Annotated in this window: 28 protein-coding genes; 14 read left to right on the top strand and 14 right to left on the bottom strand. The window is 68.4% G+C overall.

Annotated elements, in window-relative coordinates; genetic code table 11:
- Positions 1-146 precede the first annotated feature (146 nt).
- Positions 147-1,745: an alpha/beta hydrolase gene (locus FPZ12_RS15515; protein WP_144755317.1), complete on the bottom strand. Its 1,599-nt coding sequence runs from the start codon at positions 1,743-1,745 to the stop codon at positions 147-149.
- A 192-nt stretch (positions 1,746-1,937) separates the two neighbouring features.
- Here FPZ12_RS15515 and FPZ12_RS15510 point away from each other — a divergent pair, with 192 nt between their 5' ends.
- Genes FPZ12_RS15510 through FPZ12_RS15500 form a run of 3 tightly spaced genes read left to right on the top strand, consistent with a single transcriptional unit; the run spans position 1,938 to position 4,491 of the window.
- Positions 1,938-2,222, top strand: coding sequence for a DUF3311 domain-containing protein (locus FPZ12_RS15510; protein ID WP_144755314.1), 285 nt, complete (start codon positions 1,938-1,940; stop codon positions 2,220-2,222).
- Positions 2,219-3,898 carry a monocarboxylate uptake permease MctP gene (gene mctP, locus FPZ12_RS15505; protein WP_144755311.1) on the top strand — a complete coding sequence of 560 codons (1,680 nt, stop codon included), beginning with the start codon at positions 2,219-2,221 and terminating at the stop codon, positions 3,896-3,898. The genes FPZ12_RS15510 and mctP overlap by 4 nt, the downstream gene beginning before the upstream one ends.
- Positions 3,899-3,912: 14 nt before the next feature.
- Positions 3,913-4,491, top strand: coding sequence for a peroxidase-related enzyme (locus FPZ12_RS15500; RefSeq protein WP_144755307.1), 579 nt, complete (start codon positions 3,913-3,915; stop codon positions 4,489-4,491).
- Between the two features lie 154 nt (positions 4,492-4,645).
- Here FPZ12_RS15500 and FPZ12_RS15490 read toward each other — a convergent pair whose 3' ends face one another.
- From FPZ12_RS15490 to FPZ12_RS15485, 3 genes are all read right to left on the bottom strand, one after another.
- A complete protein-coding gene (locus FPZ12_RS15490; protein WP_144755301.1) occupies positions 4,646-5,575 on the bottom strand; it encodes a bifunctional helix-turn-helix transcriptional regulator/GNAT family N-acetyltransferase in 930 nt (309 codons plus the stop codon).
- 211 nt (positions 5,576-5,786) lie between these two features.
- Positions 5,787-5,936 (bottom strand): hypothetical protein, encoded by a 150-nt coding sequence (locus FPZ12_RS45585; protein WP_166462751.1) that lies wholly within the window; start codon positions 5,934-5,936, stop codon positions 5,787-5,789.
- Between the two features lie 141 nt (positions 5,937-6,077).
- On the bottom strand, positions 6,078-7,274 hold the full coding sequence (locus FPZ12_RS15485; protein WP_144755298.1) for an ATP-binding protein: 1,197 nt from the start codon (positions 7,272-7,274) through the stop codon (positions 6,078-6,080).
- Positions 7,275-7,456: 182 nt separating this feature from the next.
- On the opposite strand from FPZ12_RS15485, the gene FPZ12_RS15480 reads away from it, so the two are divergent.
- Positions 7,457-7,960: a DoxX family protein gene (locus FPZ12_RS15480; RefSeq protein ID WP_166462750.1), complete on the top strand. Its 504-nt coding sequence runs from the start codon at positions 7,457-7,459 to the stop codon at positions 7,958-7,960.
- Positions 7,961-8,056: 96 nt separating this feature from the next.
- On the opposite strand, the gene FPZ12_RS15475 is transcribed toward FPZ12_RS15480, so the two are convergent.
- Positions 8,057-9,328 (bottom strand): acetyl-CoA C-acetyltransferase, encoded by a 1,272-nt coding sequence (locus FPZ12_RS15475; protein ID WP_144755295.1) that lies wholly within the window; start codon positions 9,326-9,328, stop codon positions 8,057-8,059.
- Positions 9,329-9,413: 85 nt separating this feature from the next.
- Between FPZ12_RS15475 and FPZ12_RS15470 the strand changes: the two genes are divergently transcribed.
- Together FPZ12_RS15470 and FPZ12_RS15465 are read left to right on the top strand one after the other, a co-directional pair.
- A complete protein-coding gene (locus FPZ12_RS15470; protein ID WP_144755292.1) occupies positions 9,414-10,757 on the top strand; it encodes a 3-oxoacyl-ACP reductase in 1,344 nt (447 codons plus the stop codon).
- Positions 10,757-11,587, top strand: a complete 831-nt coding sequence (locus FPZ12_RS15465) for a MaoC family dehydratase (protein WP_144755289.1) — start codon at positions 10,757-10,759, stop codon at positions 11,585-11,587. The genes FPZ12_RS15470 and FPZ12_RS15465 overlap by 1 nt, the downstream gene beginning before the upstream one ends.
- Here FPZ12_RS15465 and FPZ12_RS15460 read toward each other — a convergent pair.
- On the bottom strand, positions 11,580-12,233 hold the full coding sequence (locus tag FPZ12_RS15460; RefSeq protein WP_144755286.1) for a TetR/AcrR family transcriptional regulator: 654 nt from the start codon (positions 12,231-12,233) through the stop codon (positions 11,580-11,582). The two genes, FPZ12_RS15465 and FPZ12_RS15460, sit on opposite strands and share 8 nt — an antisense overlap.
- A 35-nt stretch (positions 12,234-12,268) precedes the next feature.
- On the opposite strand from FPZ12_RS15460, the gene FPZ12_RS15455 reads away from it, so the two are divergent.
- The gene (locus tag FPZ12_RS15455; RefSeq protein ID WP_144755283.1) at positions 12,269-12,838 is read left to right on the top strand and encodes an SCP2 sterol-binding domain-containing protein; all 570 of its coding nucleotides are present in this window, start codon (positions 12,269-12,271) and stop codon (positions 12,836-12,838) included.
- Here FPZ12_RS15455 and FPZ12_RS15450 read toward each other — a convergent pair.
- Positions 12,835-13,266, bottom strand: coding sequence for an FxsA family protein (locus tag FPZ12_RS15450; protein WP_144755280.1), 432 nt, complete (start codon positions 13,264-13,266; stop codon positions 12,835-12,837). The genes FPZ12_RS15455 and FPZ12_RS15450 overlap by 4 nt on opposite strands.
- A gap of 148 nt (positions 13,267-13,414) precedes the next feature.
- Here FPZ12_RS15450 and FPZ12_RS15445 point away from each other — a divergent pair, with 148 nt between their 5' ends.
- Complete coding sequence (locus FPZ12_RS15445; protein WP_144755329.1) at positions 13,415-15,208, top strand: NHL domain-containing thioredoxin family protein; 1,794 nt, start codon at positions 13,415-13,417, stop codon at positions 15,206-15,208.
- Here FPZ12_RS15445 and FPZ12_RS15440 read toward each other — a convergent pair.
- Positions 15,186-15,782, bottom strand: coding sequence for a TetR/AcrR family transcriptional regulator (locus FPZ12_RS15440; RefSeq protein ID WP_144755277.1), 597 nt, complete (start codon positions 15,780-15,782; stop codon positions 15,186-15,188). The two genes, FPZ12_RS15445 and FPZ12_RS15440, sit on opposite strands and share 23 nt — an antisense overlap.
- A gap of 56 nt (positions 15,783-15,838) precedes the next feature.
- Between FPZ12_RS15440 and FPZ12_RS15435 the strand changes: the two genes are divergently transcribed.
- From FPZ12_RS15435 to FPZ12_RS15425, 3 genes are all read left to right on the top strand, one after another.
- A complete protein-coding gene (locus FPZ12_RS15435) occupies positions 15,839-17,191 on the top strand; it encodes a carboxypeptidase regulatory-like domain-containing protein (protein WP_144755274.1) in 1,353 nt (450 codons plus the stop codon).
- 61 nt (positions 17,192-17,252) lie between these two features.
- Entirely contained in the window at positions 17,253-17,549 is a 297-nt protein-coding gene (locus tag FPZ12_RS15430) for a GroES family chaperonin (RefSeq protein ID WP_144755326.1), read from the top strand.
- A gap of 19 nt (positions 17,550-17,568) precedes the next feature.
- Positions 17,569-19,413: a VanW family protein gene (locus FPZ12_RS15425; protein ID WP_144755271.1), complete on the top strand. Its 1,845-nt coding sequence runs from the start codon at positions 17,569-17,571 to the stop codon at positions 19,411-19,413.
- On the opposite strand, the gene FPZ12_RS15420 is transcribed toward FPZ12_RS15425, so the two are convergent.
- Positions 19,410-19,808: a leucine-rich repeat domain-containing protein gene (locus FPZ12_RS15420; protein WP_243769859.1), complete on the bottom strand. Its 399-nt coding sequence runs from the start codon at positions 19,806-19,808 to the stop codon at positions 19,410-19,412. The two genes, FPZ12_RS15425 and FPZ12_RS15420, sit on opposite strands and share 4 nt — an antisense overlap.
- A gap of 151 nt (positions 19,809-19,959) precedes the next feature.
- Here FPZ12_RS15420 and FPZ12_RS15415 point away from each other — a divergent pair, with 151 nt between their 5' ends.
- On the top strand, positions 19,960-20,292 hold the full coding sequence (locus FPZ12_RS15415; RefSeq protein WP_144755268.1) for a hypothetical protein: 333 nt from the start codon (positions 19,960-19,962) through the stop codon (positions 20,290-20,292).
- Positions 20,293-20,351: 59 nt separating this feature from the next.
- Here FPZ12_RS15415 and FPZ12_RS15410 read toward each other — a convergent pair whose 3' ends face one another.
- Positions 20,352-20,627, bottom strand: coding sequence for a GlsB/YeaQ/YmgE family stress response membrane protein (locus tag FPZ12_RS15410; RefSeq protein WP_144755263.1), 276 nt, complete (start codon positions 20,625-20,627; stop codon positions 20,352-20,354).
- A gap of 111 nt (positions 20,628-20,738) precedes the next feature.
- Between FPZ12_RS15410 and FPZ12_RS15405 the strand changes: the two genes are divergently transcribed.
- Complete coding sequence (locus tag FPZ12_RS15405; RefSeq protein ID WP_144755260.1) at positions 20,739-21,053, top strand: ArsR/SmtB family transcription factor; 315 nt, start codon at positions 20,739-20,741, stop codon at positions 21,051-21,053.
- The gene (locus tag FPZ12_RS15400; protein ID WP_144755257.1) at positions 21,050-21,538 is read left to right on the top strand and encodes an SRPBCC family protein; all 489 of its coding nucleotides are present in this window, start codon (positions 21,050-21,052) and stop codon (positions 21,536-21,538) included. The genes FPZ12_RS15405 and FPZ12_RS15400 overlap by 4 nt, the downstream gene beginning before the upstream one ends.
- A 62-nt stretch (positions 21,539-21,600) precedes the next feature.
- Here the strand turns inward: FPZ12_RS15400 and FPZ12_RS15395 are convergent, their stop codons facing one another.
- The 4 genes from FPZ12_RS15395 to FPZ12_RS15375 all read right to left on the bottom strand — a co-directional run bounded on the left by FPZ12_RS15395 (position 21,601) and on the right by FPZ12_RS15375 (position 25,989).
- The gene (locus FPZ12_RS15395) at positions 21,601-23,430 is read right to left on the bottom strand and encodes an acyl-CoA dehydrogenase (protein WP_144755254.1); all 1,830 of its coding nucleotides are present in this window, start codon (positions 23,428-23,430) and stop codon (positions 21,601-21,603) included.
- A gap of 134 nt (positions 23,431-23,564) precedes the next feature.
- Positions 23,565-24,359: a response regulator transcription factor gene (locus FPZ12_RS15390; RefSeq protein WP_144755251.1), complete on the bottom strand. Its 795-nt coding sequence runs from the start codon at positions 24,357-24,359 to the stop codon at positions 23,565-23,567.
- Positions 24,360-24,557: 198 nt separating this feature from the next.
- A complete protein-coding gene (gene mug, locus FPZ12_RS15385; RefSeq protein WP_144755249.1) occupies positions 24,558-25,112 on the bottom strand; it encodes a G/U mismatch-specific DNA glycosylase in 555 nt (184 codons plus the stop codon).
- Positions 25,113-25,344: 232 nt separating this feature from the next.
- Positions 25,345-25,989: a VanZ family protein gene (locus tag FPZ12_RS15375; RefSeq protein WP_144755243.1), complete on the bottom strand. Its 645-nt coding sequence runs from the start codon at positions 25,987-25,989 to the stop codon at positions 25,345-25,347.
- Between the last annotated feature and the right edge of the window lie 82 nt (positions 25,990-26,071).

Genomic DNA, 26,071 nt, shown 5'->3' with positions numbered 1-26,071 from the left:
GGTGGGAATTCATGATGAGGCGATCCCGGAGTCAGGGGGCGCCTTGAATCGGCGGAGTCGCGCGGAGCGTGTCGGTTGAGGGTGGTGGCGGGCGACGGGAGGGGCCCCTACCGGCGCCGCCACGCAAACCACATTCGAAATAGCTCCTAAGCGCCGGGCGGCACCGGCAAGGGCATGCCCGGCAGGCTCTGGTCGGCGGGAACCGTCCCGTCGACCAGGTAGTCCTCCACAACCTTGTCCACGCCCGCGTTGCCGCCGGCGTAGATCCCGTGGTCACCTTCGCCGGTGACGGTGATCATCCGCGAGTTCTGGAAGGCCTGATGCGCGGCCTGCGCGCCTTCGAGCGGCGTCGCCGGGTCGTGCGTCGACTGCACCATCAGCACGGGCGGCACACCGGCGCCGTCCATGACCGGCAGCGGCGCCGGGGTGGTCTTCCAGGAGATGCACGGCTGCACGAGCCAGCCCCAGCCGAGCAGCGGGTACTGCTTGCCGAGCTGCTCGGACTGCGCGATCGCCGAAGCGCGGCCGCCGTACCACGGGCCCTCGTTGCACGGGATGGACCAGAAGCTGGCGTCGTACGCGTCGTCGTAATCCACAGGCACCTGCAGCGGCTGTGGACCGACGGCGCGTTCCGCGGTGTTCTTCGCCGCCACCTTCTGCTTCGCCGCTGTCTGCTGCGTGCCCGTCGCGTTCGCCTGCGTCAGCGTGTGCACGTTGACCAGATAGTCGGCCAGCTCGGGGAAGGACTTCTTGCTGTACAGCTCCGAGGAGATGTAGGAGTCGAACTCGTTGGCGGACAACTTGTTCCCGTCCAGATCCACCGGCGTCTTCGCCAGCGAAGCGCGCACCTGCTCATACGTCTGGCGCGCGTCCTCGGCCGTGGTGCCGTAGTGGTACAGCTTGTCGTAGGTGGCCAGCCACGGCAGGAAGTCCTCACGCCAGCGGCGTTCGAAACCCTTCGGCTGCAGGTCGAAGGACTTCTGCCAGGTGGTGGTCCACTCGGTGTTGGAGTCCAGCACGAACTGCCCGGTGTGCGCCGGGAACGCCTGCGCGTAGTGCGCGCCGAGCCAGGTGCCCGCGGAGTAGCCGACCCAGTTGATCTTCTCGCGGCCCAGCAGCACCCGGAGCAGATCGAGATCGTGCACGGTCTGGTCGGTGTTGATCAACGGCCCCAGCTCGCCGGACTTCACCTGGCAGGACTCGGCCGCGTACTTCGTGGCGTCCAGGATCAGGTTGAGGTTGTCCTGGCTGCGGTCGCGCGGGTCGAGCTTGTTGCCGGTGCCGATCGCCCCACCGCAGGTGATGTTGGTGCTCTTGCCGGTACCCCGCGGATCGAAGCCGATGACCTCCTGGTGCTCGCGCAGCCGCTGCTGGTTGCGCAGCCGCGCCGGGAAGATCAGCCCTGGCGCGCCGGGGCCGCCGGGGTTCACCAGCACGCTGGCGGTCGCGTCCTTGGTCGCCTTGAGCCTGCTGACCGCGATGTTCAGATCGATGTTCTCGCCGGTGTCATGCCAGTCGCGAGGGGTGTGGAACGTGGCGCATTCGATGCCTTCGGCACCGGCGGGCGGCTTCTGCCCGGACAGCTCGTCGGAACTGCAGGGGTGCCAGGCGAGCACCTGGTTCGTGTACTTGTCCGGGATTCCCGTGGTGTTCAGCGGCTGCCCGTCCGCGAGCGCCGTCGTCCCACCCGCCAGCAGGGTGCCGGCCAGAGCCGGGATCACCACCGCGTAGCGCATTCGCTTCATACTCTCCCCTTCGTCACCGGCCGCTGCCGTGTGATCACTCTCGCGGTCGGTCATTGATAACCGCCGGGCGAGTGGTCGGCAACCTGCGATAGTCGGGCATTCCCTGATCGAATCGATACATCGGGCACGGGTGACGCCGGGAGCCGAAGGATTAAGGTCTATCCGGCTATCCCAACGTCGAAGCGAGGTCCGATGTCTGGCAACGCGGCCGGAAAGGTACGCGGGCTGCAGGTCAGCCCGTGGAACCTGATCCTGCTCATCCCCTTGTTGATGCTGGTCACGCCCTGGTTCAACTTCGACAAACCGAGGCTGTTCGGGCTGCCGTTCTTCTACTGGTTCCAGTTCGTCTGGGTGTTCGTCGGCGTCGGAAGCGTCGCGATCGTCTACGTGACGACCAAGGGCAAACCCGTCGTCACCGGCAAGCCCGATCTGCTGGCGGCCGAGGAGCCGGAGCTGGACGAAGGGGACAAGCAGTGAAAACGCTTGCGCAGGCGCCCGGCAGCGGGCTGCAGTGGACCGAACTGAGCATCTTCGTGGTGCTGTTCCTGCTGGTCACCGTGCTCGGCTTCATCGCGGCGCGGTGGAAGGCCGGCGACAACCTCGACCACCTCGACGAATGGGGTCTCGGCGGCCGCAAGTTCGGCGGCTGGATCACCTGGTTCCTCGTCGGCGGCGACCTCTACACCGCGTACACCTTCGTCGCCGTGCCCGCGCTGGTGTTCGGCGCCGGCGCGCTCGGGTTCTACGCGCTGCCGTACACGGTCATCCTCTACCCGATCGTGTTCCTGCCCGCGCTGCGGATGTGGTCGGTCTCCCGCTCGCGCGGGTACGTCACGCCGGCGGACTTCGTGCGCGGCCGGTTCGGCTCGCCCACCCTCGCGCTGCTGATCGCGATCACCGGGATCGTCGCCACGATGCCGTACATCGCGCTGCAGCTGGTGGGCCTGGAGGCGGTGCTCCGCACGATGGGCCTCAACGGTTCCGGCATCGCCGGGCACCTGCCGCTGCTGATCGCGTTCCTCATCCTGGCGCTCTACACCTACCAGTCCGGGCTGCGTGCCCCGGCGTTGATCGCGTTCGTCAAGGACGGGCTGATCTACGTCGTGATCCTGGTGGCGGTGTTCTACCTGCCGGCCAAGCTCGGCGGCTGGTCGCACATCATCGACGCGAGCGCGGCGAAGCTCGCCCAGCCCAGCGCGGCGACGGGCAAGCCGGCGGGTTCGATCCTGCTCACCAGCAACAACCAGCTGCAGTACATAACGCTCGCGCTGGGTTCGGCGCTGGCGCTGTTCCTGTACCCGCACTCGCTCACCGGCGTGCTCGCATCGCGCGGCCGTAACGTGATCAAGCGGAACATGATGGCGCTGCCGGCGTACTCGTTCCTGCTCGGTCTGCTGGCGCTGCTGGGGTATGTCGCGATCGCGGCCGGGGTCAAGCCGATCACCAACGCCGCCACCGGCAAGGCCGACTCCAACACGGTCGTGCCCGCCCTGTTCGACCTGCAGTTCCCGTCGTGGTTCGCCGGGATCGCGTTCGCCGCGATCGGGATCGGCGCGCTGGTGCCGGCGGCGATCATGTCGATCGCGGCGGCGAACCTGTGGACGCGCAACGTCTACAAGGAGTACCTCAAGCGCGACGCCACCCCGAAGCAGGAGGCGAAGCAGGCGAAGCTCGCTTCGCTGGTGGTGAAGTTCGGTGCGGTCGCGTTCATCCTCTTCATCGACCCGCAGTTCTCGATCGACCTGCAGCTGATCGGCGGCGTGCTGATCCTGCAGACGCTGCCGGCCGTGGCGATCTCGCTGTACACCCGCTGGCTGCACCGCTGGGGCCTGATCGCGGGCTGGATCGTCGGCATGGGCTGGGGCCTGATCATGCTCTACAACATCCCCAACCCGAGCAACGGCAAGGCGCACTTCGGTGGCTCCGCGCTGACGATGTCCAACCTGTCGATCTTCGGCTGGCACCCGTTCTCGGGCGTCTCGATGCAGATCTACCCCGGGTTCGTGGCGCTGGTGGCCAACCTGCTGGTGGCGGTGATCGTGACCGTGATCGCCCGTGCCTTCAAGGTGTTCAACGGCGTCGACGAAACCGACGACACCGACTACCACGCCGATGAGCACGACAAGGACCTCCGCCCGATCGGCGTGCACTGATCTAGCGTGAGGGCATGACGGATGCAGTGAGCCGGTTCCCGGTCGTGGAGCTCGACGGACTCCCCGCGGATCTCCGCGACCGGGTCGGCGGCATAGCCGAGAAATCCGGCTTCGTGCCGAACATCTTCCGCGCGCTCGGCCACCGCCCGGCCGAGCTCCGCGCGTTCCTCGACTACCACGACGCGTTGATGGAACGCGCCGACGGCCTGAGCAAGGCCGAGCGCGAGCTCGTCGTGGTCGCCACCTCCGGCGCGAACCACTGCACTTACTGCGTGGTGGCGCACGGCGCGATCCTGCGCATCCGCGCCAAAGATCCCGAGCTGGCCGACCGCGTGTCCAGCAATCCGTGGCAGGTCGAACTGGACGAGCGCGGCCGGGCCATCGTCGAACTCGCGCTGGCGCTGGCCGGCGACTCGCACCTGTTCGGCGAGGAACACCTTGCTGCGGCATGGAAAGCCGGGCTGACCGAGGACGAGGTCTGGGACGTCGGCGCGATCACCGCGCTGTTCGCGATGTCGAACCGGCTGGCCCATCTGACCGCGCTGAAGCCGAACGCGGAGTTCTACACGATGGGCCGGCAGAAGCGCGAGTGAGCGCTTCGCCGGTGAGCACCGTGGCCTCGTGCCCGCGTGGGCAGCGGCCGGTCACCGAGATCATCCCCGGCGCCAGGTTGTGCACCCATTCGACCTCGTCGACGCCCAGCAGGGTGCGGCGGTCGCAGACCGGGCAGTGCACCAGGAACACGGGTCACCACTCCATCCCCCAGACCTCGCTGGTGAGGTCCTGGCCGTAGTGGTGCACGGGTTCGGATTTGAGCAGCTCGAAACCCGCGCGCCGGTAGATCCCGCGCGCCGCGGTGAGCACGCTGTACGTGGACAGCTCCATCCCTCGATATCCCGCCGCGCGGGCGAAATCGAGGCACTCGGACACCAGGCGTTTGCCGATCCCGCGGCCGCGGGCGCGTGGTTCGAGCAGGAGTAGCCGCAGCAGCGCGGTTTCTTCGTCGGGCCCGCGGGTGCACGCGATCGCGCCGACGCGTTCGCCGTCCAGCTCGGCGATCCACCCGGCCTGCTTCGGATCGGCGGCGGAGAGGTAGTCGGCGACGATCCGGGCGACCCACGCCTCGAACTCCGCGCCCCAGCCGTACTCCTCGGCGTAGCGGGCTCCGTGGCGCTCCACGACCCAGCCCCAGTCCCCCGGCCGCGGCGGCCGCAGTACGACTGTCGGGTCGCTGACGGCGCCGTCGCCGACGAGACCGGCGATCGTCTGCATCGAGCCGAGGAGCCGGTGCTGGTCCTCCTCGGTCAGCGGTTCGAGCAGCTTCGCCACCTGGTCGATGGTGTTCTGCTCGAGCACGTGCTGCTCGTCGCGGCCGGCTTCGGTGAGCCGGAGGACCTGGCGGCGGGCGTCGGACTCGGATTTCTCGCGGACCAGCAGCCCGCGTGCTTCGAGCTTGCCGAGCAGGCGGCTGGCGTACCCGGCGTCCATGCCGAGGCGGCGCCGGAGTTCGGTCACCTCGGTGACGCCCTGCTGTTCGAGTTCGTAGAGGACGCGGGCTTCGCTGAGCGAATGGGGGCTGCCGACGAGCCCTTCGTCCAGTGCGCCGATGACGCCCGTGTAGAGCCGGTTGAACGCGCGGACCCGGGCGACCCGGTCCAGGAGCTGAACATTAGTCATTGACCACCTCAACGAGTTCGTTGACTTAGTCAAAGACTAGCGCGCGGCGCAAGCCCCTGTTCGCGTCCTCACCAGGGCATTGGAAAACCCCGTGATGCTGCCAGGTCGGGGGTCCGCCAGCATCACGGGGTCATCAGGGGTATCGCCGATTCTGCCGTCGGCGTTACACCCTCGATCGTATGTGGTCTAGCTCACTCGATCAGGTGGATTTTCAGCGCAAATGGGTCTGCCGCGCCTGGGCGATCGCCATCAGCTCCTGACGCACCGTGTGCGAGCCGGCGGTCTCGATGGCGTGGTTGACAAGTCGACGGGTACGGGCTTCCGCGCGCCTCGCGCGGAGCTTGGCGGCAATGTTCGTCATGCGTCCAGTATGCTCCTTTTTTCACAAGCTCACCATCGATTATCCGGTGACCTGGCTTACTGGCCGATGATTCGTCGGAAGATCATCCATATCGCGGACGATGTTGATATCTAGCCCAAAGGCTAGAAAGCGGTAGAAGGATCAATCGTCGGTGCGGCCGAGGAGGTAGTGGCCGAAGTGCGGCACCGTGAAGGCGATGTGCCCGCGCTCGGCGGAGTACACCAGGCCCTTCTTCATCAGGCTGTCCCGTGCGGGCGACAGCGAGGAAGGCTTGCGCCCCAGGTAGACCGCGATGTCGGAGGTGCCGGCGCCTTCGTCCCGTCCCTGGGTCAGCTCGGCCATCGCGATCAGGTACTCGCGTTCGGCGGGGGTGGCGCGCTCGTACCGCGAGCCGAAGAAGCCGACGGCCAGCTCCTGTTCCGCCTCCGGCGCGGCCACCTGCACGTCCTGCATCGTGATCGGGTCCGCCGGCGCCGCGTCCCAGGCTGCTTTCGCGTACGCCTGGATGAAATACGGATAGCCGCCGGAGGCGTCGAACAACGCGTCGAGCGCCTCGGGCTCTATCCCCGCCTCCTCGCGTTCGATCGGTGCCAGCACCGCGCGGTCGGCGTCGCCGCGGTCGAGCCTGTCGATCCGGGCGTAGCGGAAGAGGCGTTCTGAGTAGGACTTCGATGCCGACAACACTGCCGGCACGTGGGGCAGTCCGGCGCCCACCACGACGAGCGGCGCGCCGGACTGGGACAGCTCGTGGCAGGCGGCGCACAACGCCGAAACGTCCGGCGTCTTGAGGTCCTGCATTTCGTCGATGAGCAGCACCGCGCCCGTGCCCACGTCCGCGGCCAGCTCGGCCACGTCGGTGAACAGCTCGACGAGGTCGATCTCGATGTCGCCCGAATCGGCCCTGCCCTGCGCGGCGGGCACATCGATCCCCGGCTGCCAGCGGTCGCGCAGTTTCGCGTCGGGTTTGTTGGCACGTAAGGCGAAAGCCTTGAGTACGCCGAGCACTTCCTCGACCCTGTCCGGTGCCCGGTGGCGCACTGCGAGATCGCGGATCGCGCGGTGCAGAGCGGCCGAGAGCGGGCGGCGCAGCTCGGCGTCCGGCCGGGCCTCGATCTTGCCCGCGCCCCAGCCGTGCTTGACCGCCATCGAGCGCAGCTCGCCGAGGAGGACGGTTTTTCCGACCCCGCGCAGCCCGGTGAGGATGAGACTGCGCTCGGGTTTTCCGCGCGCGACCCGCTGCAGCACCACCTCGAACGCTTGCAGCTCGCGTTCCCGTCCGGCCAGTTCGGGTGGCCGCTGCCCGGCGCCAGGCGCGAAGGGGTTGCGGATGGGATCCACCCTAAGACGGTATCGGGCTTTCTAGCGCTGAGGAGATATTTGCCCAGACTTCCCGATCGGCGTGTCGCTATCGTCGTATAGCGAAATCTAGCAACCGAGCAATAGAGCTTTAGAGCTTTGAAGAAGGCCGATAGTGGGTAACTTCCATGGCGTAAGGCTCGCTACCGAGGAAGGCGGAGATCGTGATCTTGCGTCGACTGGCCCGACCCCTGCTCGCGTCGATCTTCATCTACGGCGGGATCAACGCGCTGCGCCAGGCCGAAGGGCACGCTGAAGTGGCGAAGCCGTTGCTGGACAAGACGATCGGCCAGCAGCAGGACAACCTGCCGGACGCGGTGCCGACCGACGCGCTGACCCTCGTCCGGATCGACGCCGGGGTGAAGATCGCCGCCGGCAGCCTGTTCGCGCTCGGCAAGTTCCCGCGGCTGTCCGCGCTGGCGCTGATCGGCAGCCTCGTCCCGACCACCGTTGCCGGCCACCCGTTCTGGGAGGCCAAGGAGGACGAGAAGCAGCAGCAGATCATCCACTTCCTGAAGAACGCCGGCCTGGCGGGCGGCCTGCTGATCGCCGCCGCGGACACGGAGGGCAAACCGTCGCTCGGCTGGCGCGCCCGCCGCGCGGCGAAGAAGGCGAACAAGCAGGTCCACGAAACAGCCGAGGCCGCCCGCGACAAGCTGCCGGGCTGAGGCGCGAACCAGCTGGGGCCGTGCGCGTCGAGTCCCCCGGGCTGAGGCACGAAAAAGCCCGCGCGGCAGAGCGTGCCGCGCGGGCCTTTTGCTGCGCTACTTCTCCAAAATCGCGGTGATGCCCTGGCCGCCCGCGGCGCAGATCGAGATCAGGCCGCGGCCGGATCCCTTCTCGGCGAGGAGTTTGGCCAGGGTGGCCACGATCCGGCCGCCGGTGGCGGCGAACGGGTGGCCCGCCGCGAGCGAGGAGCCGTTCACGTTCAGCTTCGCGCGGTCGATCGAGCCGAGCGGGGCGTCCAGGCCGAGCTTCTCCTTGGCGAAGCCCGCGTCCTCCCACGCCTTCAACGTGGCCAGCACCTGCGACGCGAACGCCTCGTGGATCTCGTAGAAATCGAAGTCCTGCAAGGACAATCCGGCCTTGGCGAGCATCCGCGGCACCGCGTACGCGGGCGCCATCAGCAGGCCCTCGCCGCCATGCACGTAGTCCACGGCCGCGGTCTGCGAGAACGTCAGGTACGCCTGCACCGGCAGCCGCCGCTCGTTCGCCCACTCCTCGGTGGCGAGCAGGACCGTGGACGCGCCGTCGGTCAGCGGCGTGGAGTTGCCCGCCGTCATCGTGCCGTCGGGGCCGCCGAACACCGGCTTGAGCTTGGCGAGCTTCTCCGCCGTGGAGTCGCCGCGCAGGTTCTGGTCCCGCGAGAGCTTCAGGTACGGCGTGAGCAGGTCGTCGAAGAACCCGCGCTCGTACGCCGCGGCCAGCCGCTGGTGGCTGGCCGCCGCCAGCTCGTCCTGCGCCTCGCGGCTGATGTCCCATTCCTTCGCGGTCAGCGCCGCGTGCTCGCCCATCGACAGCCCGGTGCGCGGCTCGGCATTGCGCGGGATCTCGGGCACGATCTGACCGGGGCGCAGTTTGGTCAGCAACCGCAGCCGCTCGCCCAGGGACTTCGCCGAGTTCAGCCGGACCAGGATGCGGCGCAGGTCGTCGTTCACCGCCAGCGGCGCGTCCGAGGTGGTGTCGACGCCGCCCGCGATCGCCGAGTCGACCTGCCCGAGCGCGATCTTGTTCGCCACGTTGACGATCGCCTGCAGCCCGGTGCCACACGCCATCTGGACGTCCGACGCGGGTGTCTCCGGTGCGAGCTTGCTGCCCAGCACGACCTCGCGCGCGAGGTTGAAGTCGCGCGCGTGCTTGAGCACCGCACCCGCGGCCAGCTCGCCGATCCGCTCACCCTGCAGGGAGAACCGGCTGACCAGGCCGTCGACCGCGGCGGTCAGCATGTCCTGGTTGGACGCGCCGGCGTACGGGCCGTTCGAGCGCGCGAACGGGATGCGGTTGCCGCCGATGATCGCGACCCTGCGGACGTCCATGGGTTTTCCTCCCGCTGCGAATGGTGGAACTCTGTGGACAGTGTAACCTACTCGTGAGTAGGTAAGGCGACGCAAGGAGAACGTGATGGCCGACCGCTACCAGCAGTTCACCAGGACCCCGGTGGGGAAGTTCCTGGTGCCCAAGCTCGGTCTGCCCAACCCCGTCACGCTGCGCCGTTACCGGCCAGGCCAGCCCGCACTCGATGGTCCCGCACTTCTCGGCGCCGCGCCCGGCGGAAGGCTCGAGAAGTCGCTGAAGGCGCAGCTCGCGGACGCCGGTATCGAGGTGCTGTCCACCCCGGCCGATGGGCAGCGGTACGGCGCGCTCGTGTTCGACGCGAGCGGGATCACCGACCCGAAGCAGCTGCGCGAGATGTACCTCTTCTTCCACCCGGTCATCCGCAAGATCGGCGGCTGCGGCCGCGTGCTCGTCGTGGGCACCCCGCCGGAGCTGGCCGAGGGCCGCGAGCGGATCGCCCAGCGCGCGCTGGAAGGGTTCGTCCGTTCGGTCGGCAAGGAGCTCAAGCGCGGTGCCACGGCGCAGCTCGTCTACGTCGCGCCGGGGGCCGAGGAAGCCGCCGAGTCCACCGTGCGCTTCGTGCTCTCGGCCAAGTCCGCGTTCGTCGACGCGCAGGTGATCCGTGTTGGCACACAAGGGGTTCTCACCGCGCCGGTGCCCGAGGACTGGGAGAAACCGTTGGCGGGCAAGGTCGCGCTGGTGACGGGTGCCTCGCGCGGCATCGGCGCGTCCATCGCGGAGGTCTTCGCCCGCGACGGTGCGCACGTGGTCGCCCTCGACATCCCCGCGCAGGGCGCGGACCTTTCCGCCGTGGCGAACAAGGTCGGCGGTTCCGCGCTGCAGCTGGACATCACGGCCGCCGACGCGCCGGAGAAGCTCGCCGCATACCTCAAGGAACGGCACGGCGGCGTGGACGTCGTGGTGCACAACGCGGGCATCACCCGGGACAAGACGCTCGGCAACCTCACCGAGAGCGGCTGGGACTCGGTGCTCACCGTGAACCTCGCCGCGCAGCTCGCGGTGAACGACAAACTGCTGGCGGACAAGGTGTTGCGGGACAACGGCCGGATCATCGGGGTGTCCTCGATGGCCGGTATCGCGGGCAACGTCGGCCAGACCAACTACGCCACCAGCAAGGCCGGCGTGATCGGCATGATCGACGACACCGCGCCGAAGCTGGCCGAATACGGCGGCACGATCAACGCCGTCGCGCCCGGGTTCATCGAAACGCAGATGACCGCCGCGATCCCGCTCTTCATCCGCGAGGCCGGGCGCCGGTTGTCCAGCCTCGGCCAGGGCGGGCTGCCGGTGGACGTCGCGGAAACCATTGCCTGGTATGCGAATCCGGCTTCCGCCGCGGTCAACGGCAACGTCGTCCGGGTGTGCGGCCAGGCACTGCTGGGGGCGTGATGACGACCAGGGAACTGCACGACGCGCCGCGGCTCGCGCCGTTGTATGCCAGGGCACTCCTGCCCCACGGCGAGGGAAAGTCCTTGCCGGACACCGAATGCCTGCGTACCGGGATCGACATCGACCCGGTGCACCTCGCCGCCTACAACCAGGTCTGCGAGTTCCGGCTCACCGACGAGCTGCCGGTGACGTACCCGCACATGCTCGCCTTCCCGCTGCAGATGGCGTTGATGACGCAGCAGGACTTCCCGTTCCCGTTGCTGGGCATGGTGCACGTGGCCAACCGGATCACCCAGCACCGCCCGGTGCGCCTGGACGAAAAGCTCAGTGTGCGGGTGCGGGCGGAGAACCTGCGCCCGCACGAGAAGGGCCGACAGTTCGACGTCCTGAGTGAACTGTCCACTGAGGACGGTGTGGTCTGGTCGGAGGTGAGCACGTACCTGCGACGCGGTGGCGGCTCGGGGTCTTCGCCCGGCAGGCAGCTCGCCGCGCCGCGTCCGAACGCGATCTGGCGCGTCCCCGGCGACATCGGCCGCCGCTACGCCGAGGTCTCGGGCGACCGTAACCCGATCCATCTGCACCCGTTGACCGCGAAGCTGTTCGGCTTTCCTTCGGCGATCGCGCACGGGATGTGGACCAAGGCGCGGGTGCTCGCCGCTTTCGAAGGCAGGCTGCCTGATACCTATACCGTCGACGTGCGGTTCAAACTTCCGGTGCTGCTGCCGGCGAAGGTCGCCTTCACGTCGTGGCGGAACACCGATGGCGGCTGGGCCTTCGAACTGTGGAACGCCCGGAAACCCAAGCCACACCTGGAGGGCACGATCAGCTAGGCCGCCAGACCTGCCCTTCGACCAGGTCGTTGAACCCGAGCCAGACCAGGTTCATCAGCCACGACGCGAGCACGCCGTCGGAGACGTCGGAATGGTCCAGCCACCAGTCCGCAAGCGATTCCGCGGCACCGACGAGCGAGACGGCGAGCGCGGGCCCGGAGAACTCGGCCACCTGGCCGAGCCCCTTCTTCGTGCCCGCGGTGACCACCAGCGCGGCGACCATGTCGATCGCCTTGCTGCGCAACAGGTTGATCTCGCTCGCGAACTGGCCGCCGACGGTGAGGGCCTGGCGGTGCAGCACCGTCCACGAGTCGCGGTACTCGGCGACGAAGCGGTAGAACGCGCGCAACCCGTGCCACAGCTGCATGTCGGGTGGGAGTTCGGAGCGCACCCCGGTGCGCACGGCCTCCAGCAGCCGGTTCGCCTCGCGCCGGATGCACTTGGCGAACAGATCCTCTTTGGCACCGAGGTAGGAGTAGATCATCGGCTTGGAAACACCGGCCACATCGGAGATCTCGTCCATCGAGGCCGAGTGGTAACCGTGCCGTGAGAACACCTCGACCGCGGCGTCCAGGATCTGGCGCTCGCGCACGGCTCTCGGCAGCCGTCGTGAGCGGGGCGGCGGGGCTTTCACTTCGTCGGTCACACACAAACGCTACCGCGTAGGGGATGCACAGTAGAATGCGTCACGTGTCATCGGATGTGATCGACGCACTGGCGCGCCGGATCGACCTGGGCAAACTGAGCCCGGATCAGTTCATCAGCGTGCTCGAAACCCTGCACATGCTGGGTAAGGTCGAGGCCGGTGTGGAATTGCGGGGACTGTCCACCGAAACGCTGGCCGACGTGGTGCGCAGGGCGTCGAAGGAGCAGCTCAAGGCGGTGGCCGCGCATCCCGAGCTGCGGCGGGTGTTCCTCGAGGAGATTTTCTCGAGGATGTCGGATCATTTCCTGCCGGAAAAGGCCAAGTACTCGTCGGTGGTCGTCACCTGGCGCTTTTCCGACGGTGACGGGGACGGCGGATTCGACCGTTTCCAGACGGTGATCGAGGACGGGCTCTGCGCGTCCGGTGCCGATCTGGGCCGCGAGCCGGATACCACCATCACGGTGGCGGCGGACGATTTCTTCCGAATGGCAACGGGAAACGCGGCGGTGGCGGCCATGTTCGTGACCGGCAAGGTGCGGGTGAAGGGCGAGTACGCCCCCGCGGTGCGGTTTTCCAGCTACTTCGACCTGCCGAAACCGGGTTAGCGGCTTTCGATCACCGGGTGGTTGCGGTCCTCGGGGACCACTTCGCTGTCCACCACGATCACGCGGCCGGGCTGGTTCATCATCCGGCGCTCGGCGCGGCGCAGCCATGCGCGGCGGAGCACGCCGCGGGTGGGCGGCAGCAGCATCAGCAGGCCGGCGATGTCGCTGAGGAACCCGGGCACCAGGATCAGCAGCCCGCCGAACCCGATCAGCATCCCGTCGGTCACCTCGGCCTGCGGCGACTTGCCGGACCGCGCCGCGGCCATGAACGAACGTGCCGCGCGGGCACCCTCGCGGCGCGCCAGCCACGAGCCGAGGAAAGCGCCCGCGATCAGCAGACCCAGCGTGCCGAGCACACCGATGGCCGAGCTCACCGCCCAGACGGCGGCCACCTCGGCAACCACATAGAGCAGGAAGAAGACAGCCATACTCGTACCAACGAGCGGGTTGCCGGATTTGCTCCCGGCCGGGCCGGGGCCGCTGTCGGGTCACTGTGAAATTCCACATGCCGGGCTCCGGGAACAAGGTCGATCTCGGGGCTCGTTGAACGAAGACGTGACTTCTGCGCAACCCAAAGTGCGTGCGCCCCGGCTGTCCGGGGACGTGTGGCTGAACACCGGCGGCAAGCGGATCGAGCTGTCCGAGCTGCGCGGCCGCATCGTGCTGCTGGACTTCTGGACCTCCGGCTGCATCAACTGCCTGCACGTACTCGACGAGCTGTGCCCGCTGGAGGAGGAGTTCGCCGACGTGCTGGTCACGATCGGCGTGCACTCCCCGAAGTTCCTGCACGAGGGCGAGCAGGCCGCGATCGAGGCGGCCGTACGCCGCTACGAGGTGCACCACCCCGTGCTCAACGACCCGGACATGGAGACGTGGTCGCAGTACGCGGTGAAGGCCTGGCCGACGCTCGTGATCGTCGACCCGGAGGGGTACGTCGTGCACGTCGCCGCTGGTGAGGGGCACGCAGAGGCGTTGCGCAGGGTGATCGCGGATCTGGTGCGGCGGCACGAGGCGAAGGGCACGCTGCGCCGTGGCGGAAGCCCGTACGTGCCCGCCGAGGAGCACCAGGACGAGCTCAGCTTCCCGAGCAAGGCCGTGGTCACCGCCGAAGGGCGCATCCTCGTCGCGGACACGGCGCACCATTCGATCGTCGAGTTCGCCTCCGATGGTGAGACGGTCGTGCGTCGCTTCGGGTCTGGTGCGCGCGGCTCCGCCGACGGCGCGTTCGACGTGGCCAGTTTCGCCGAGCCGTCCGGGCTTGCCTTGCTGCCGAAGGAAATCGCGGACAAGGCCGGCTACCACCTCGTCGTCGCGGACACGGCCGGTCACCTGCTGCGCGGCATCGATCTGAGCAGCGGCGAAGTGTCCACTGTGGCCGGTACCGGGAACCAGTGGCGCGACGGCGACACGGGCGGCCCGGCCCGCGAGATCGACCTGACGAGCCCGTGGGACGTGGCCTGGTGGAACGGGTCCGTCGTGATCGCGATGGCGGGCAACCACACGCTGAGCGCGTTCGACCCGGTCGAACAGACCGTTTCCCGGTTCGCGGGCACCACCGTCGAGGGCCTCCGCGACGGGGCGGTCGGCGAAGCGTTCTTCGCGCAGACCTCCGGCTTCGCGGTGCAGGGCAAGCGACTTTGGCTCGCCGACGCCGAAACCTCCGCGCTGCGGTGGATCGAGGACGGCGAAGTGCACACGGCCGTCGGCACCGACCTGTTCTCCTTCGGCCACCGCGACGGCGAAGCGGACAAGGCGCTGCTGCAGCATCCGCTGGGCGTGGCCGTCCTGGCCGACGGCAAGATCGCGATCGCCGATACCTACAACGGCGCGATCCGCCGCTACGACCCGGAAACCCGCGAGGTCGACACGCTCGCCGAGGGTCTGGCCGAGCCGTCCGGCCTGCTGGTCACCGACGAAGCCCTGCTCGTCGTGGAATCCGCCGCGAACCGGCTGCACGCGCTGCCGCTCGCGCCGGACGGCACCCAGCACGTGGCCGGTGACGCGCACGCCGTGCGCCGTCCGCCAAGCCTGCTCGCGCCCGGCGAGGTCGAACTCTCGGTGGTGTTCACGCCGCCCCCAGGCGAAAAGCTCGACGACCGGTTCGGGCCGTCCACTCGCCTCGAGATCAGCGCTTCACCGCCCGAGCTGCTGGCCGACGGCGGCGGCACGGACACCAGCCTGACCCGCACGATCAAGCTCGCCGAGGGGCATGCCGAAGGCGTGCTGCAGATCGTGGCGCAGGCCGCGAGCTGCGACGGCGAAGCCGAGCACCCGGTGTGCCGGGTGACGCGTCAGGACTGGGGCGTGCCGGTGAAGCTTTCGCCCGAGGCGCCGAAGCAACTGCAGCTCATCCTGGCGGGGACGGCGTAAGCCCCCGCTCCAGCACGTCCATCGCCTGATGCAGCAGGGCGACCAACTCCTCCGGGCCCGAGTCCGGCTGCCAGCACGTGAGCGCCACCCGGTTCGCGACGAACGACGCCGCGGCCGTGGTGCGCACGTAGATGTCCCCCGGCGGGAGCCCGGTCCGGTCCGCGATCCCGCAGACCACGGCCTCTTCGAAGGCCTTGTTGGTGTGCGCGAGCCGCGGCATCAGCTCGGGATGCTCGCGCAGCAGCATGGTGCGCGCGCGGAACGTCTCGGTCTTGGTGACGTCCGCGAACCGCTGGGCGAAGACCGAACGGACGGCCGTCAGCGGGCTCTCGTCCGCCGGCCGCTCGACGATCCGCTGCCGCAGCGCGGTCGGGCTGACGTCGAGTGACAGGACCGCTTCGTCCTTGGTCTCGAAGTAGTTGAAGAAGGTCCGTGGTGAGACGCCCGCCTTAGCGCAGATGTCCTCCACCGTGACCGAACCCGGCCCGTGCTTGCGGTAGAGCGTCACGGCCGCGTGCCGCAGCGCTTCCCGCGTGGCTTCCTTCTTGCGCTCGCGCAGCCCCGTCGCTGTCATACTTCTTACAGTACTGCATTTTTGCAGTCCTGCAAAAAAGGCGTATCGTAGTAGGTATGGCGGATCAGGCGGAGACAGCGACGGAGAAGAAGCCCTCGACAGTGCGCACCCTCGCGGAAACCCTGTGGTTCCCGCTCTTCTTCGCCTGCGGGTTCCTGGTCTGCTACCTGCTCGCCTTCCACTCCCCGACGCCGCACCACGTCGAGGTCGCGGTGTCCGACCCGGCCGCGGCCACCCAGCTGCAGACCGCGCTCGACAAGGCGAGCCCCGGCTCGTTCACCATCGAGCCCGTCGCGAGCGGCGACGCCGCCCAGCAGGCTGTGCTCGACCGCGACACCACAGCCGGCTACGACGCCGCCACCGGCACCCTCTACGTCGCCAAGGCCGACGGCTACATGCTCGAAACGGTGCTGAACCAGACGTTCACGCCGATCGCCGCGCAGAGCGGGCACACGCTGCACGCCGTGGACCTGGCCCCGACGGCGAGCGGTGACTCGATGGGCACCGGCATGTTCTACCTGGTGCTGGCGTGGACGATCCCGTCCTACGTCGTGGTGATGATGCTGCTGCGGGCGGTCACGCTGAGCCGGCGCGCGAAGGTCCTCACTCTCCTCGGCTGGGGCGCGGCGCTGAGCGTCATCGGCTTCATCGGCGGCGTCGCGATGCACGTCATCCCGGCGAACCCGCTGGCCATCCCGCTCGCTTTCCTGCTCAGCATCGGCATTTCCCTCACGTCGTTCGGCCTCGTGCCGTTCGCCAAGCAGTTCTTCCCCGGCGTCGCGATGGGCCTGTTCGTGCTGTTGAGCATGCCCTCCAGTGGCGGCGCGATCCCGATCCAGATGGTGCCCGGGTTCTTCCGCGCGCTGCACCCGTTCATGCCGATGGGCAACCTGCTCGAGGCGCTGCGCGGGATCTTCTACTTCAACGGCGTCGGGGTGCTGCGGCCGATACTCGTGCTCTGCGCCTGGCTGCTGGTCGGTGTCGCGCTGATCGGTGGCCACGCCTTGTGGCAGCACCGAAAGAACGCCGTGGACGTCGAGGAGCCGCCGGTCGAGGACCCGGCGATCGAGATGCCGCGGCCCACGGCCCTGCCCGCGCACGAGCACCACTTCGGACAGCAGCGGCCGATGGTCACCGGGGTGGTCCGCACCCGCGCGGGTGAGATCCTGCCCGGCGCGGTCATCACGGTCACCGATGGCAAGGGACAGCAACTCGTCCGCGCGATCACCGGTGACGATGGCGAGTACGCGATCACCGGTCTGCCCGACCAGTTCATCGACCTCGTGGTTTCCGCCCCCGGCCTGCAATCGACGGTCCGGCGGATGCACGTCCGCGAGGGCGTGACGCGGCGGGAGGAGTTCGCGCTGGAGAGTCGGCGTCAGCCTGTGGCCACTCTTTCGGGTGCGTAGCATTACCTCCGTGGCGGAGACGAACACCTTGCCGGGGCCCGGCGCCAAACTCGAGATCCAGATGCTGCACGACCGGGTACTGGTTCGGCTGGCACCGGAAGAGGGCGAGCGCCGCAGCAGCGGGGGCATCGTCATCCCGGCAACGGCGCAGGTGGCGCGCCGACTCGCTTGGGGCGATGTACTCGGGGTAGGCAGTAATGTGCGGAACGTGAAAGTCTCCGACCGGGTGCTGTTCAACCCGGATGACCAGTTCGAGGTCGAGGTGCAGGGCGAGGCCTACCTGGTGATGCGGGAGCGGGACATCCACGCCGTGGCCTCCGAGGAGAGCACGGAGCACGGGACGGGGCTGTACTTGTAGCTTCGCGAGGAGGGGCGCGGTGCGAGAGGACCACTACTGGCCGGACTGGGACTCGGACACTTTCCGGACCGACCACGTCCTCGGACAGCCCACCGAGATCCTTCCCGCGAACCCCGAAGACGGCTTCGTCGGCGAGCTGCTGGACGGCGACCGCGGGCCCACCGAAACCTCGCGCGCGAAGCGGGTCATCGGCAAGATCCTGATGGTCGTCGGCGGGGTGCTCATCCTCGGCGTCATCCTGTACACCGCCGACCTGATGTCCAGTGCCGGCGACGTGCCGCGCGGGGTCGTCGTGGCCGGCGTGGACGTCGGCGGGATGAGCCGGGCCGACGCCGAGACGAAGCTCCGACGCGAGCTCGAACCCCGCCTCACCGAACCGATCCCGGTCGATGCCGGCGATGTCGAGACCACCCTCGATCCTGTCCGGTCCGGGCTCAGCCTCGACTGGTCCTCCACCCTCGCGCAGGCCGGTCACCAGCCGCTCGACCCGCTCGACCGGATCCGCTCGTTCTTCACCAAACGCCAGGTCGATGTCGTCACGAGGACCGACCCGGACGCGCTGACCCAGGCCGTCACCGCGCTCGCGACCGGGCAGCTCGACCATCCGCCGACAGAGGGCAGCATCGGCTTCACCCCGATCGCCGGCACCGACGGCGGCGTGACGGCGCACGCGATCGAGCCGCGGGCCGGGCAGACGATGAGCGACGTGCCGGCCGCGGTCGAGCTCATCAAGACCAGGTGGCTGGACAAGACAGGTGTCCGGCTGCCCGTCGCCACCACGCCGGTGAAGGCCACTTCGGCGGGGGTGCACGCGGCGCTGGACAACCTGGTGAACCCGGCGGTCGCCAACCCGGTCAACGTGCACGGCAACGGCGCGGACACTGTGCTGAAGCCGTCGATGATCGCCGGCGCCATGCAGTTCACCGCTCAGGACAGCGGTGGGCTGGAAGTCCGGCTGGATCCCGCGAAGCTGCGGCAAAGCCTGCAGACTCCCTTGGCGAGCACGGAAACCCCGGGCCAGGACGCGCGGATCGTGTTCGCCGGGGACACGCCGACGGTGCAGCCTTCCCAGGACGCCCGCAAGATCGACTGGTCGAACACGTTCAAACCGCTGCTGGCTCTGCTCGCCCAGCCGAGCGGCCGCGACCTCACCGTGCAGTACCAGACGAGCAAACCGAAGCTGAGCACCGACGACGCGAATGCGCTTGGCGTCAAGGAGATCGTCGGCCAGTTCAGCACCGGCGACCTGTCCGGGCCCGCGGCGGACAACGCGCAAACGCTCGCGGCGCGGATCAACGGCGTGCTGCTCAAGCCGGGCGAGACGTTCAGCCTTGCCAGTTATGCCAACGGTTTCGCCGGGTTCAGCCCCGCGCCGGCCAACGAGGACGGCACCGGGCCGGTGGTGCGCGGCGGCGGAGCGTCCCAGCTGGCCACCACGTTGTACAACGCGGCGTACTTCGCCGGTCTCGCCGACGCGGGGCACACGGCGCATTCGCACTACCTCGACCGCTATCCCGCGGGCCGCGACGCGATCGCGCTGCACGACGACGGCTCGCCTGCCGACCTGAAGTTCACCGACAGCCTCAACAGCGGCGTCGCGATCCAGGCGTACAGCTCGGGCTCCACGGTGACTGTGCGGTTGTGGGGCACCAAGCAATTCCGTGTGGAGAGCGGCACGGGGCCGCGCACCGGTATCACCCCGCCGTCGTTCCAACCCTCTCCGCCGGGCTGCACGCCTTCGCCCGGGCAGTGGGGTTTCGACACGACGGACACCAGGGTGGTCTACGACCTGGCTTCCGGCGCCGAGGTCCGGCGGGACAGCACCACGGTCCACTACGACCCGCAGCCGATCGTGTTCTGCTAGAGCAGCACGTAGCAGCACCGCTTCTCCAGCTCACCGAGCGACTCCGGCAGCCGCAGTCGTTTGTTCCAGCGCAGATCCAGAGTGTGCAGCCGCGGCAACCGGCGCAGCGCGTCGGGCAGCTCGGTCCGCAGGTTCTCCCGCGGATTCAGCATCCGCAGTTCACCCAGCCCGCGCACGGAATCCGGCAGAGCGCTCAGCTGGTTGCCGCGCAGATGCAGCTCCCGCAAGGAAACCAGCCCGCCGAGATGCTCCGGCAGCCGGTTCAGCAGGTTGTCCGTCGCGCCGAGGTAACGCAGCATTCCCAGCCGCTTCAACGAGCCCGGCAGCTCGGTGAGCCGATTGTCGCTCACGTACAGGTATTCCGAGAGCGTTGTGGCCGCGGCCAGAGTGTCCACTTTGGACGGTCAAGAATGATCCGCCCAATCTGGCGACAGACGCGCCGCACGTCGATCGGCTACTGTCGGTCGCTGTCCGTAACTCTTCGTCAGTGGAGGTAGTGAGTTGAGAAAGCGGTTGGCTGCCGGAGTTCTCGCGGTGGGTCTCGGGATGTCCGGGGCCGTTCTGATGGCGCCGGCGACGGCGGGCGCGGCGGAAGCGACGCCCGCGCTGGTGCACGCGACGCCGGAGAACGAATGCAAACTCAACGTGCGCGCCGGCACCGATGTCGGCTCGCCGTTGCTCGGCACGCTGACCTGCGACAACTACACCACCTGCACCAACGTCGGCGACGTGCAGTGCGGCCCGTTCGTCACCGGTGGCGTCTACAGCTGCGTCGGCGCGGACAAGAAGCAGCTCACCGACAACCGGTGGGCCGAGGTGAACTGGCGGAGCCCGCAGAAGTCCTACATCGCGGTGGGCTGCGCGGCTTTCCGGGCCTGAGCACGAAAAATCGGGGGCGGTGACCAGGTCACCGCCCCCGCCTTCGCAACGGCCCGGGGTCAGCGCGTGAGCTTGCGCTTGCCGTACATTCCCGCGGCGATCGAGACTCCGATGGCCGCGAGCACCACCTGCGTGATCAGCTCCAGCCAGTCGAACCCCTTGGTGTCGGCGTAGCCGAGCCCGCGCGCGATGGCCGTGCCGACGAACGCCGCGATGATGCCGACGACGAGCGTCAGCCAGATCGGGATGGACTGCTTACCGGGAGCCACGAGGCGACCCAGCAGTCCAATGATCAAACCAACGATGATCGCCGTGATGATTCCGGTAATGGTCATCGAAACTCCTTATGTCGCTGGCGAATACGGGATACCGCGGTACGCCCTGGCCAAACCCGGTTTCGATCATATTTGTTGACGCGTATATACGCGACTTGTAATACTTTGCGCATGGACGTGTTCGAGGCCGTGGCGGAGCCGCACCGCCGTGCCCTGCTCGACCTGCTCGCCGATCACGAACGACCCGCCGGCGAGCTGGTGGAGAGCCTGCCGGGGCTCACCCAGCCCGCGGTCTCCCGGCATCTGCGCATCCTGCGCGAGGTCGGCCTGGTCGAGGTACGGCCGGACGGGCAGCGGCGGATCTACGCGCTGCGCGCGGGCGGCCTGCGCGAGATCGACGGGTGGATCTCCCGGTACCGCCGGTACTGGCCGCGCCATCTCGACGCGCTCACCGAACACCTTGACCGCAAAGGAAAACGAGCATGACCGAACTCGGCAGCCTGAGCTTCGACGGCGAGTACGCGACGATCACCTTCCGGCGACGGCTCGTCCATCCCGTCGACGTGGTCTGGGCGGCGATCACCGACCCCGCCGAGCGCGTGCACTGGTTCGGCGAGACCACCATCGACGACGGCGTGATCGAGATGGACCCGAGCGACCCGCCCGCCGCGCCCGACGCGAAGCGGATGACCGGGAAGATCCTGGTCTGGGAGCCGCCGCACGTCTTCGAGCACGAGTGGAACCAGCGGATCATCGGCGCGAGCGTGGTCCGGTACGAACTCACCGAAGACGGCGACGGCACGTTGCTGACCTTCACGCACCGCGGCCTGTCCGAGCGCAACGCCAAGGGTTTCATCCCCGGCACGCACGCCTTCTTCGACCGGATGGCCGCACATCTGGACGGCGCGCCGCTGCCGGCGTGGCAGGAGCGCTACGCCGAAGTCGCGCCGCACTACCCAGCCTGGTCCTGAAAACGGCCGTGCGAGGCGCCGGATTACGACGCCCCGCACGGACCACCCAAGGAAAAAGCCGATCAGAAAGCGGACTCGGGAACCTCCATGAGGTCGTTGTCCGCGCCCTCGACGATCGCGCGGCGCGCGGTCAGCTCGGGCAGCACGGTCTTGGCGAAGAACGACGCGACCGCGATCTTGCCCTGGTAGAACGCCTGGTCCTTGGCCGAGGCGCCGTCCAGCTTGCCCAGCGCGATCTCCGCCTGGCGCAGCAGCTGCCAGCCGACGAGCAGGTCACCGGCCGAGATCAGCAGCCGGACGGTGTGCTGGCCGACCTTGTACAGGTTGGTCGCGTCCTCCTGCGAGGCGGTCAGGTAGCCGATCATCGAGCCGAGCATGCCCTGCACGTCTTCGAGCGCCTGCTTCAGCAGCTGACGCTCGTTCTTCAGCCTGCCGTTGCCAGCCTCGGACTCGATGAACGCGGTGATCTCGCCCGCGATGTGCGCCAGCGCCTGTCCCTTGTCGCGGACGATCTTCCGGAAGAAGAAGTCCTGCGACTGGATGGCCGTGGTGCCCTCGTAGAGCGAGTCGATCTTCGCGTCGCGGATGTACTGCTCGATGGGGTAGTCCTGCAGGAAGCCGGAGCCGCCGAGGGTCTGCAGCGACTGCACGAGCTGCTCGGTGGCGCGCTCGGAGCCGACGCCCTTGACGATCGGCAGCAGCAGGTCGTTGACCCGCTCGGCCAGCTTCAGCGCCGCCTCGTCGCCGTCCTGCGTCCAGATCTGGTCCTGGTACGACGCCGTGTACAGGTACACCGCGCGCAGGCCCTCGGCGTACGCCTTCTGCAGCATCAGCGAACGGCGCACGTCGGGGTGGTGCGTGATGGTGACCCGCGGGGCCGTCTTGTCGAGCATCTGCGTCAGGTCCGCGCCCTGCACGCGCTCCTTGGCGTACTCCAGCGCGTTCAGGTAACCGGTCGACAGCGTCGCGATGGCCTTGGTGCCCACCATCATCCGGGCGTATTCGATGACCTGGAACATCTGCGCGATGCCGTCGTGCACGTCGCCGAGCAGCCAGCCCACCGCCGGGATGCCGTGCTGGCCGAAGGTCAGCTCGGTGGTGGTGGAGACCTTGAGGCCCATCTTGTGCTCGACGTTGGTGACGAAGGCGCCGTTGCGCTCGCCGAGCTCACCGGTGTTCGTGTCGAAGTGGAACTTGGGGACCAGGAACAGCGAAAGGCCCTTCGTGCCCGGCTTCGCGCCCTCGGGGCGGGCCAGCACGAGGTGCATGATGTTCTCGGTCATGTCCTGGTCGCCGGAGGTGATGAACCGCTTCACCCCGTCGATGTGCCAGGTGCCGTCCGCCTGCTGCACGGCCTTGGTGCGACCGGCGCCGACGTCCGAACCGGCGTCCGGCTCGGTGAGCACCATCGTGGCGCCCCAGGCGCGGTCGATCATGATCCGCGCCCAGCGCTTCTGCTCCTCGTTGCCGTTGCGGTCGAGGATCATCGCGAAGTTCGGGCCCGCGAGGTACATGAACAGCGCGGGGTTCGCACCGAGGATCAGCTCGGAAGCGGCCCACTGCACGGTGGGCGGCAGGCCGAGGCCGCCGAGGTCGTTGGTCAGCCCGAGCCGCCACCACTCGCCGTCCCAGAGCTGCTGGTAGCTCTTCTTGAACGACTCGGGCAGCTTCGCCGAGAACGTCTTCGGGTCGTAGACCGGCGGGTTGCGGTCCGCGTCGGCGAAGGACTCCGCGAGCGGGCCGACGGCCAGGTTGTTCAGTTCGGACAGCGCGCCGCGCGCGGTCTCCTCGTCGGAGTCCGCGAGTACGCCCTTGCCGAGGCGGTTCTGGACGCCGAGCACCTCGAAGAGGTTGAACTCCAGGTCTCGGACATTGCTCTTGTAGTGGCCCATTCGTCGCTCCGTTGGGTATCGAGTCTTCCGGCTGGGCGCATGCTGGTCCCCTACTGGCCGGTAACATCAGGATATTACCTGCCGGTAACCACGGCAAGCGAAACCATCCGGATGTGACTCAAAGATCGCCCTGTTCAGCGGGCGCGGTACTCCGCCATGCCACTCGAAGTAGGCGCCGCACCGGAGGTCGGGGTGTTGTTCTCGGGGGTGTCGTCAGGCTGTGCGATCAGGATCCCGTTGCGGAACGCGATGGTGACCGCGTGTGTGCGGTCCCGGGCGGAAAGCTTGCGCAGGATGCTCTTCACGTGCGTGCGCACGGTCTCCACGGAGAGGTAGAGCAGTTTCGCGATCGCCGCGTTCTCCAACCCTTCCGCGACCAGCTGCAGCACCTGGTATTCGCGGCGGGACAGCGGCATCCGCGGGCGGCGCGCGGCGACCATCGAGTCGCCCGGCCGCAGGCCCTGGCGCTGCGGCCCGGCCAGCGGCGCCAGCACCGGATCGAGGTAGCGGCGGTCGAGCTGGGTGCGGCGGATCGCCTCGATCAGCCGGCGCGGCTCGGCCGAGCGCGGGAGCGCGCCGTGCGCCCCGGCCAGGAGGATGCCCTGCAAGAACGCCGGGGTGCGGTGCGAATCGCGCACCAGCATGATCACCAGTGCCGCCGGATCGCCGGTGACCAGCAGTTTCGCCAGATGACCGTGGGGGTCGATGCCCGAGTCCACCAGTATCACGTCGGGGTGCACCTGCTCGGCCAGCTGCAGCGCCGCGTGCGGATTTCCGGCGTGCCCTGCCCAGTGCAGCCCGGTGGTCCGGGTGACCATCGACGACAATCCCTCGCGATAGAACGGCAGTGGATCGACGACTGCGACTCCCAGGCTGCGGATCGGGGGCGAGCCCTGTGGTGCCCGAATGGGCTCGTTACTGCGCGTCATCACGAACTCCGTATCCGCATGGTCAATGCCTGGCTGCGCACCGCGCCCGGCCGGACCGCCCCCTCGACGGCCCGACCCGGCACAGCCGATACGCAACCCGATCCCCCCTGCTGGGACCGGCCAGGCATGACTACTCGTCCATTGTGGGAGTCGGCCGAACGGCGGGTGTGACGCGGGTTCACCCAGCCGAGTTGAGGACTACTCTGAGTAGAACCGCTCACGCAGTTCGGCGAACTCCGCGGCGAGGGTCGTGGGTGTCCAATGGGCGTTGAGCCCACTGGGATTGGGTAACACCCATACCGCTGTTTCGCCAATCGAAACGATCTGCCGACCGATGGTGGCTTTCGGTGAGGAGAACGCGATCCGGTAAGCGGTGATGCCGACGATCGCCAGGCAGCGCGGGCGGTGTTTCCGGACCTTCGCGGTCAGCTGTTCGCCGCCCTCGCGGAGTTCCGCCGCGGTGAGTTCATCCGCTCGGGCGGTCGCCCGCGGGGCGATGTTCGTGATGCCGAGCCCGTACTCGAGCAACTGCTCTTGTTCACTCGGGTGCAGCAGGCGCGGGGTGAAGCCGCCGGCGTACAGCGCGGGCCAGAACCTGTTGCCGGGACGGGCGAAGTGGTGGCCGGTCGCAGCGGAATAGAGCCCGGGGTTGATGCCGCAGAACAGCACCCGCAGCCCGGGCGCCAGCACGTCCGGGATGTGCCGGCCCGCCGCGGCGGCGAGCTGGTCCTTCGTGGGCCGGAAAGAGGTCATGAGCAGCGCGATCGTAGCCGCGCTGTGCCGCGGTCCGGCCGAAGGTGGCAAAACGCACACCAGGGGCGTACTGTGTGTGATCTGCCACACAAGGACGACGCCAAGGGAGGCGCGCGTGGAATTCGCGATCGTCCTCGGCCTGGTACTGCTGATCCTGATCGCGGCCACGGCCACGGTCATCTGGGAGGACCGGCGAACAGCCCGGCGACAGGCCGTGCAGAGAGCCGCTCGCCTATCGCGTCTCGGTGAGGTCGATCCGCTCGCCGCGGCTCGCCTTCGCGCCGACAGCTGAAGCGGGCGCCTTCGAAGCCCGCAGCGCCAGGAACAGGGCGCCGGCGATCCAGCCGAGCGCCGCGCCCGTCGTGTTGGTGATCAGGTCGTCCACGTCGAAGATCCGGTACTGGAACGGCGCGGTGCCCCAGTTCGCGGTCAGCTGCGTCAGCTCGATGGCCAGCGCGCAGACGAACCCGAGCAGCGTCGTGCCGATGAGGCCGCGGCGCCACAACAGCCGCGCGAAGAGGCCCAGCGGCACGAACAGCAGCACGTTCAAGGCCATCTGCTCGAACGCCGTCGTCGTCAGCGCGCTGAGCAGGCCGGAGCCGGTCATGTCGGTGCGCACGTCGGTGATCCACTGGAACGGCACCAGCTGGATGGTCTGGGCCAGCTGCCTCGTGCCGGGGCCGGGCACCGGCAGGAACACCATCGACAGCGCCAGGCACGCGTAGCCGAGCACCGCCGCTGTCGAGACGATGCGTCGCGGCACGAGCCTGCCGAACCGTGCCCACTGCACGATGAGCTGGGGGAAGAGCAGGGTGCCCCAGATCGCGATGAAGGCGAGTAGTCCGGTCCGCAGTGCCGTGACCTGCGCTGTCGTCATACCCCGAAGCTACGGCCGGGGCCCGCGTGCGCGGATCGGTCGAAGAGCCGGAGCGCATCGGCCGTGTGGCCGATCATCCGAG

This window comes from Amycolatopsis acidicola, from assembly GCF_007713735.2.
Classification (GTDB): domain Bacteria; phylum Actinomycetota; class Actinomycetes; order Mycobacteriales; family Pseudonocardiaceae; genus Amycolatopsis_E; species Amycolatopsis_E acidicola.
This window is presented reverse-complemented; position numbering and strand designations above follow the sequence as displayed.

Excerpts from the sequence above, each read along its gene's own strand:
- FPZ12_RS15450 (WP_144755280.1), bottom strand. The coding sequence starts at position 13,266 with ATGGCTGTCTTCTTCCTGCTCTATGTGGTTGCCGAGGTGGCCGCCGTC.
- FPZ12_RS15465 (WP_144755289.1), top strand. The coding sequence starts at position 10,757 with ATGACGACCAGGGAACTGCACGACGCGCCGCGGCTCGCGCCGTTGTAT.
- mug (WP_144755249.1), bottom strand. The coding sequence starts at position 25,112 with ATGACCTCTTTCCGGCCCACGAAGGACCAGCTCGCCGCCGCGGCGGGC.
- FPZ12_RS15405 (WP_144755260.1), top strand. The coding sequence starts at position 20,739 with ATGGACGTGTTCGAGGCCGTGGCGGAGCCGCACCGCCGTGCCCTGCTC.
- FPZ12_RS15410 (WP_144755263.1), bottom strand. The coding sequence starts at position 20,627 with ATGACCATTACCGGAATCATCACGGCGATCATCGTTGGTTTGATCATT.
- FPZ12_RS15500 (WP_144755307.1), top strand. The coding sequence starts at position 3,913 with ATGACGGATGCAGTGAGCCGGTTCCCGGTCGTGGAGCTCGACGGACTC.
- FPZ12_RS15435 (WP_144755274.1), top strand. The coding sequence starts at position 15,839 with ATGGCGGATCAGGCGGAGACAGCGACGGAGAAGAAGCCCTCGACAGTG.
- FPZ12_RS15455 (WP_144755283.1), top strand. The coding sequence starts at position 12,269 with ATGCGTCACGTGTCATCGGATGTGATCGACGCACTGGCGCGCCGGATC.
- FPZ12_RS45585 (WP_166462751.1), bottom strand. The coding sequence starts at position 5,936 with ATGACGAACATTGCCGCCAAGCTCCGCGCGAGGCGCGCGGAAGCCCGT.
- FPZ12_RS15430 (WP_144755326.1), top strand. The coding sequence starts at position 17,253 with ATGCTGCACGACCGGGTACTGGTTCGGCTGGCACCGGAAGAGGGCGAG.
- FPZ12_RS15515 (WP_144755317.1), bottom strand. The coding sequence starts at position 1,745 with ATGAAGCGAATGCGCTACGCGGTGGTGATCCCGGCTCTGGCCGGCACC.
- FPZ12_RS15375 (WP_144755243.1), bottom strand. The coding sequence starts at position 25,989 with ATGACGACAGCGCAGGTCACGGCACTGCGGACCGGACTACTCGCCTTC.
- FPZ12_RS15510 (WP_144755314.1), top strand. The coding sequence starts at position 1,938 with ATGTCTGGCAACGCGGCCGGAAAGGTACGCGGGCTGCAGGTCAGCCCG.
- FPZ12_RS15475 (WP_144755295.1), bottom strand. The coding sequence starts at position 9,328 with ATGGACGTCCGCAGGGTCGCGATCATCGGCGGCAACCGCATCCCGTTC.
- FPZ12_RS15390 (WP_144755251.1), bottom strand. The coding sequence starts at position 24,359 with ATGACGCGCAGTAACGAGCCCATTCGGGCACCACAGGGCTCGCCCCCG.
- FPZ12_RS15400 (WP_144755257.1), top strand. The coding sequence starts at position 21,050 with ATGACCGAACTCGGCAGCCTGAGCTTCGACGGCGAGTACGCGACGATC.
- FPZ12_RS15470 (WP_144755292.1), top strand. The coding sequence starts at position 9,414 with ATGGCCGACCGCTACCAGCAGTTCACCAGGACCCCGGTGGGGAAGTTC.
- FPZ12_RS15440 (WP_144755277.1), bottom strand. The coding sequence starts at position 15,782 with ATGACAGCGACGGGGCTGCGCGAGCGCAAGAAGGAAGCCACGCGGGAA.
- FPZ12_RS15415 (WP_144755268.1), top strand. The coding sequence starts at position 19,960 with ATGTCCGGGGCCGTTCTGATGGCGCCGGCGACGGCGGGCGCGGCGGAA.
- FPZ12_RS15490 (WP_144755301.1), bottom strand. The coding sequence starts at position 5,575 with ATGACTAATGTTCAGCTCCTGGACCGGGTCGCCCGGGTCCGCGCGTTC.
- FPZ12_RS15395 (WP_144755254.1), bottom strand. The coding sequence starts at position 23,430 with ATGGGCCACTACAAGAGCAATGTCCGAGACCTGGAGTTCAACCTCTTC.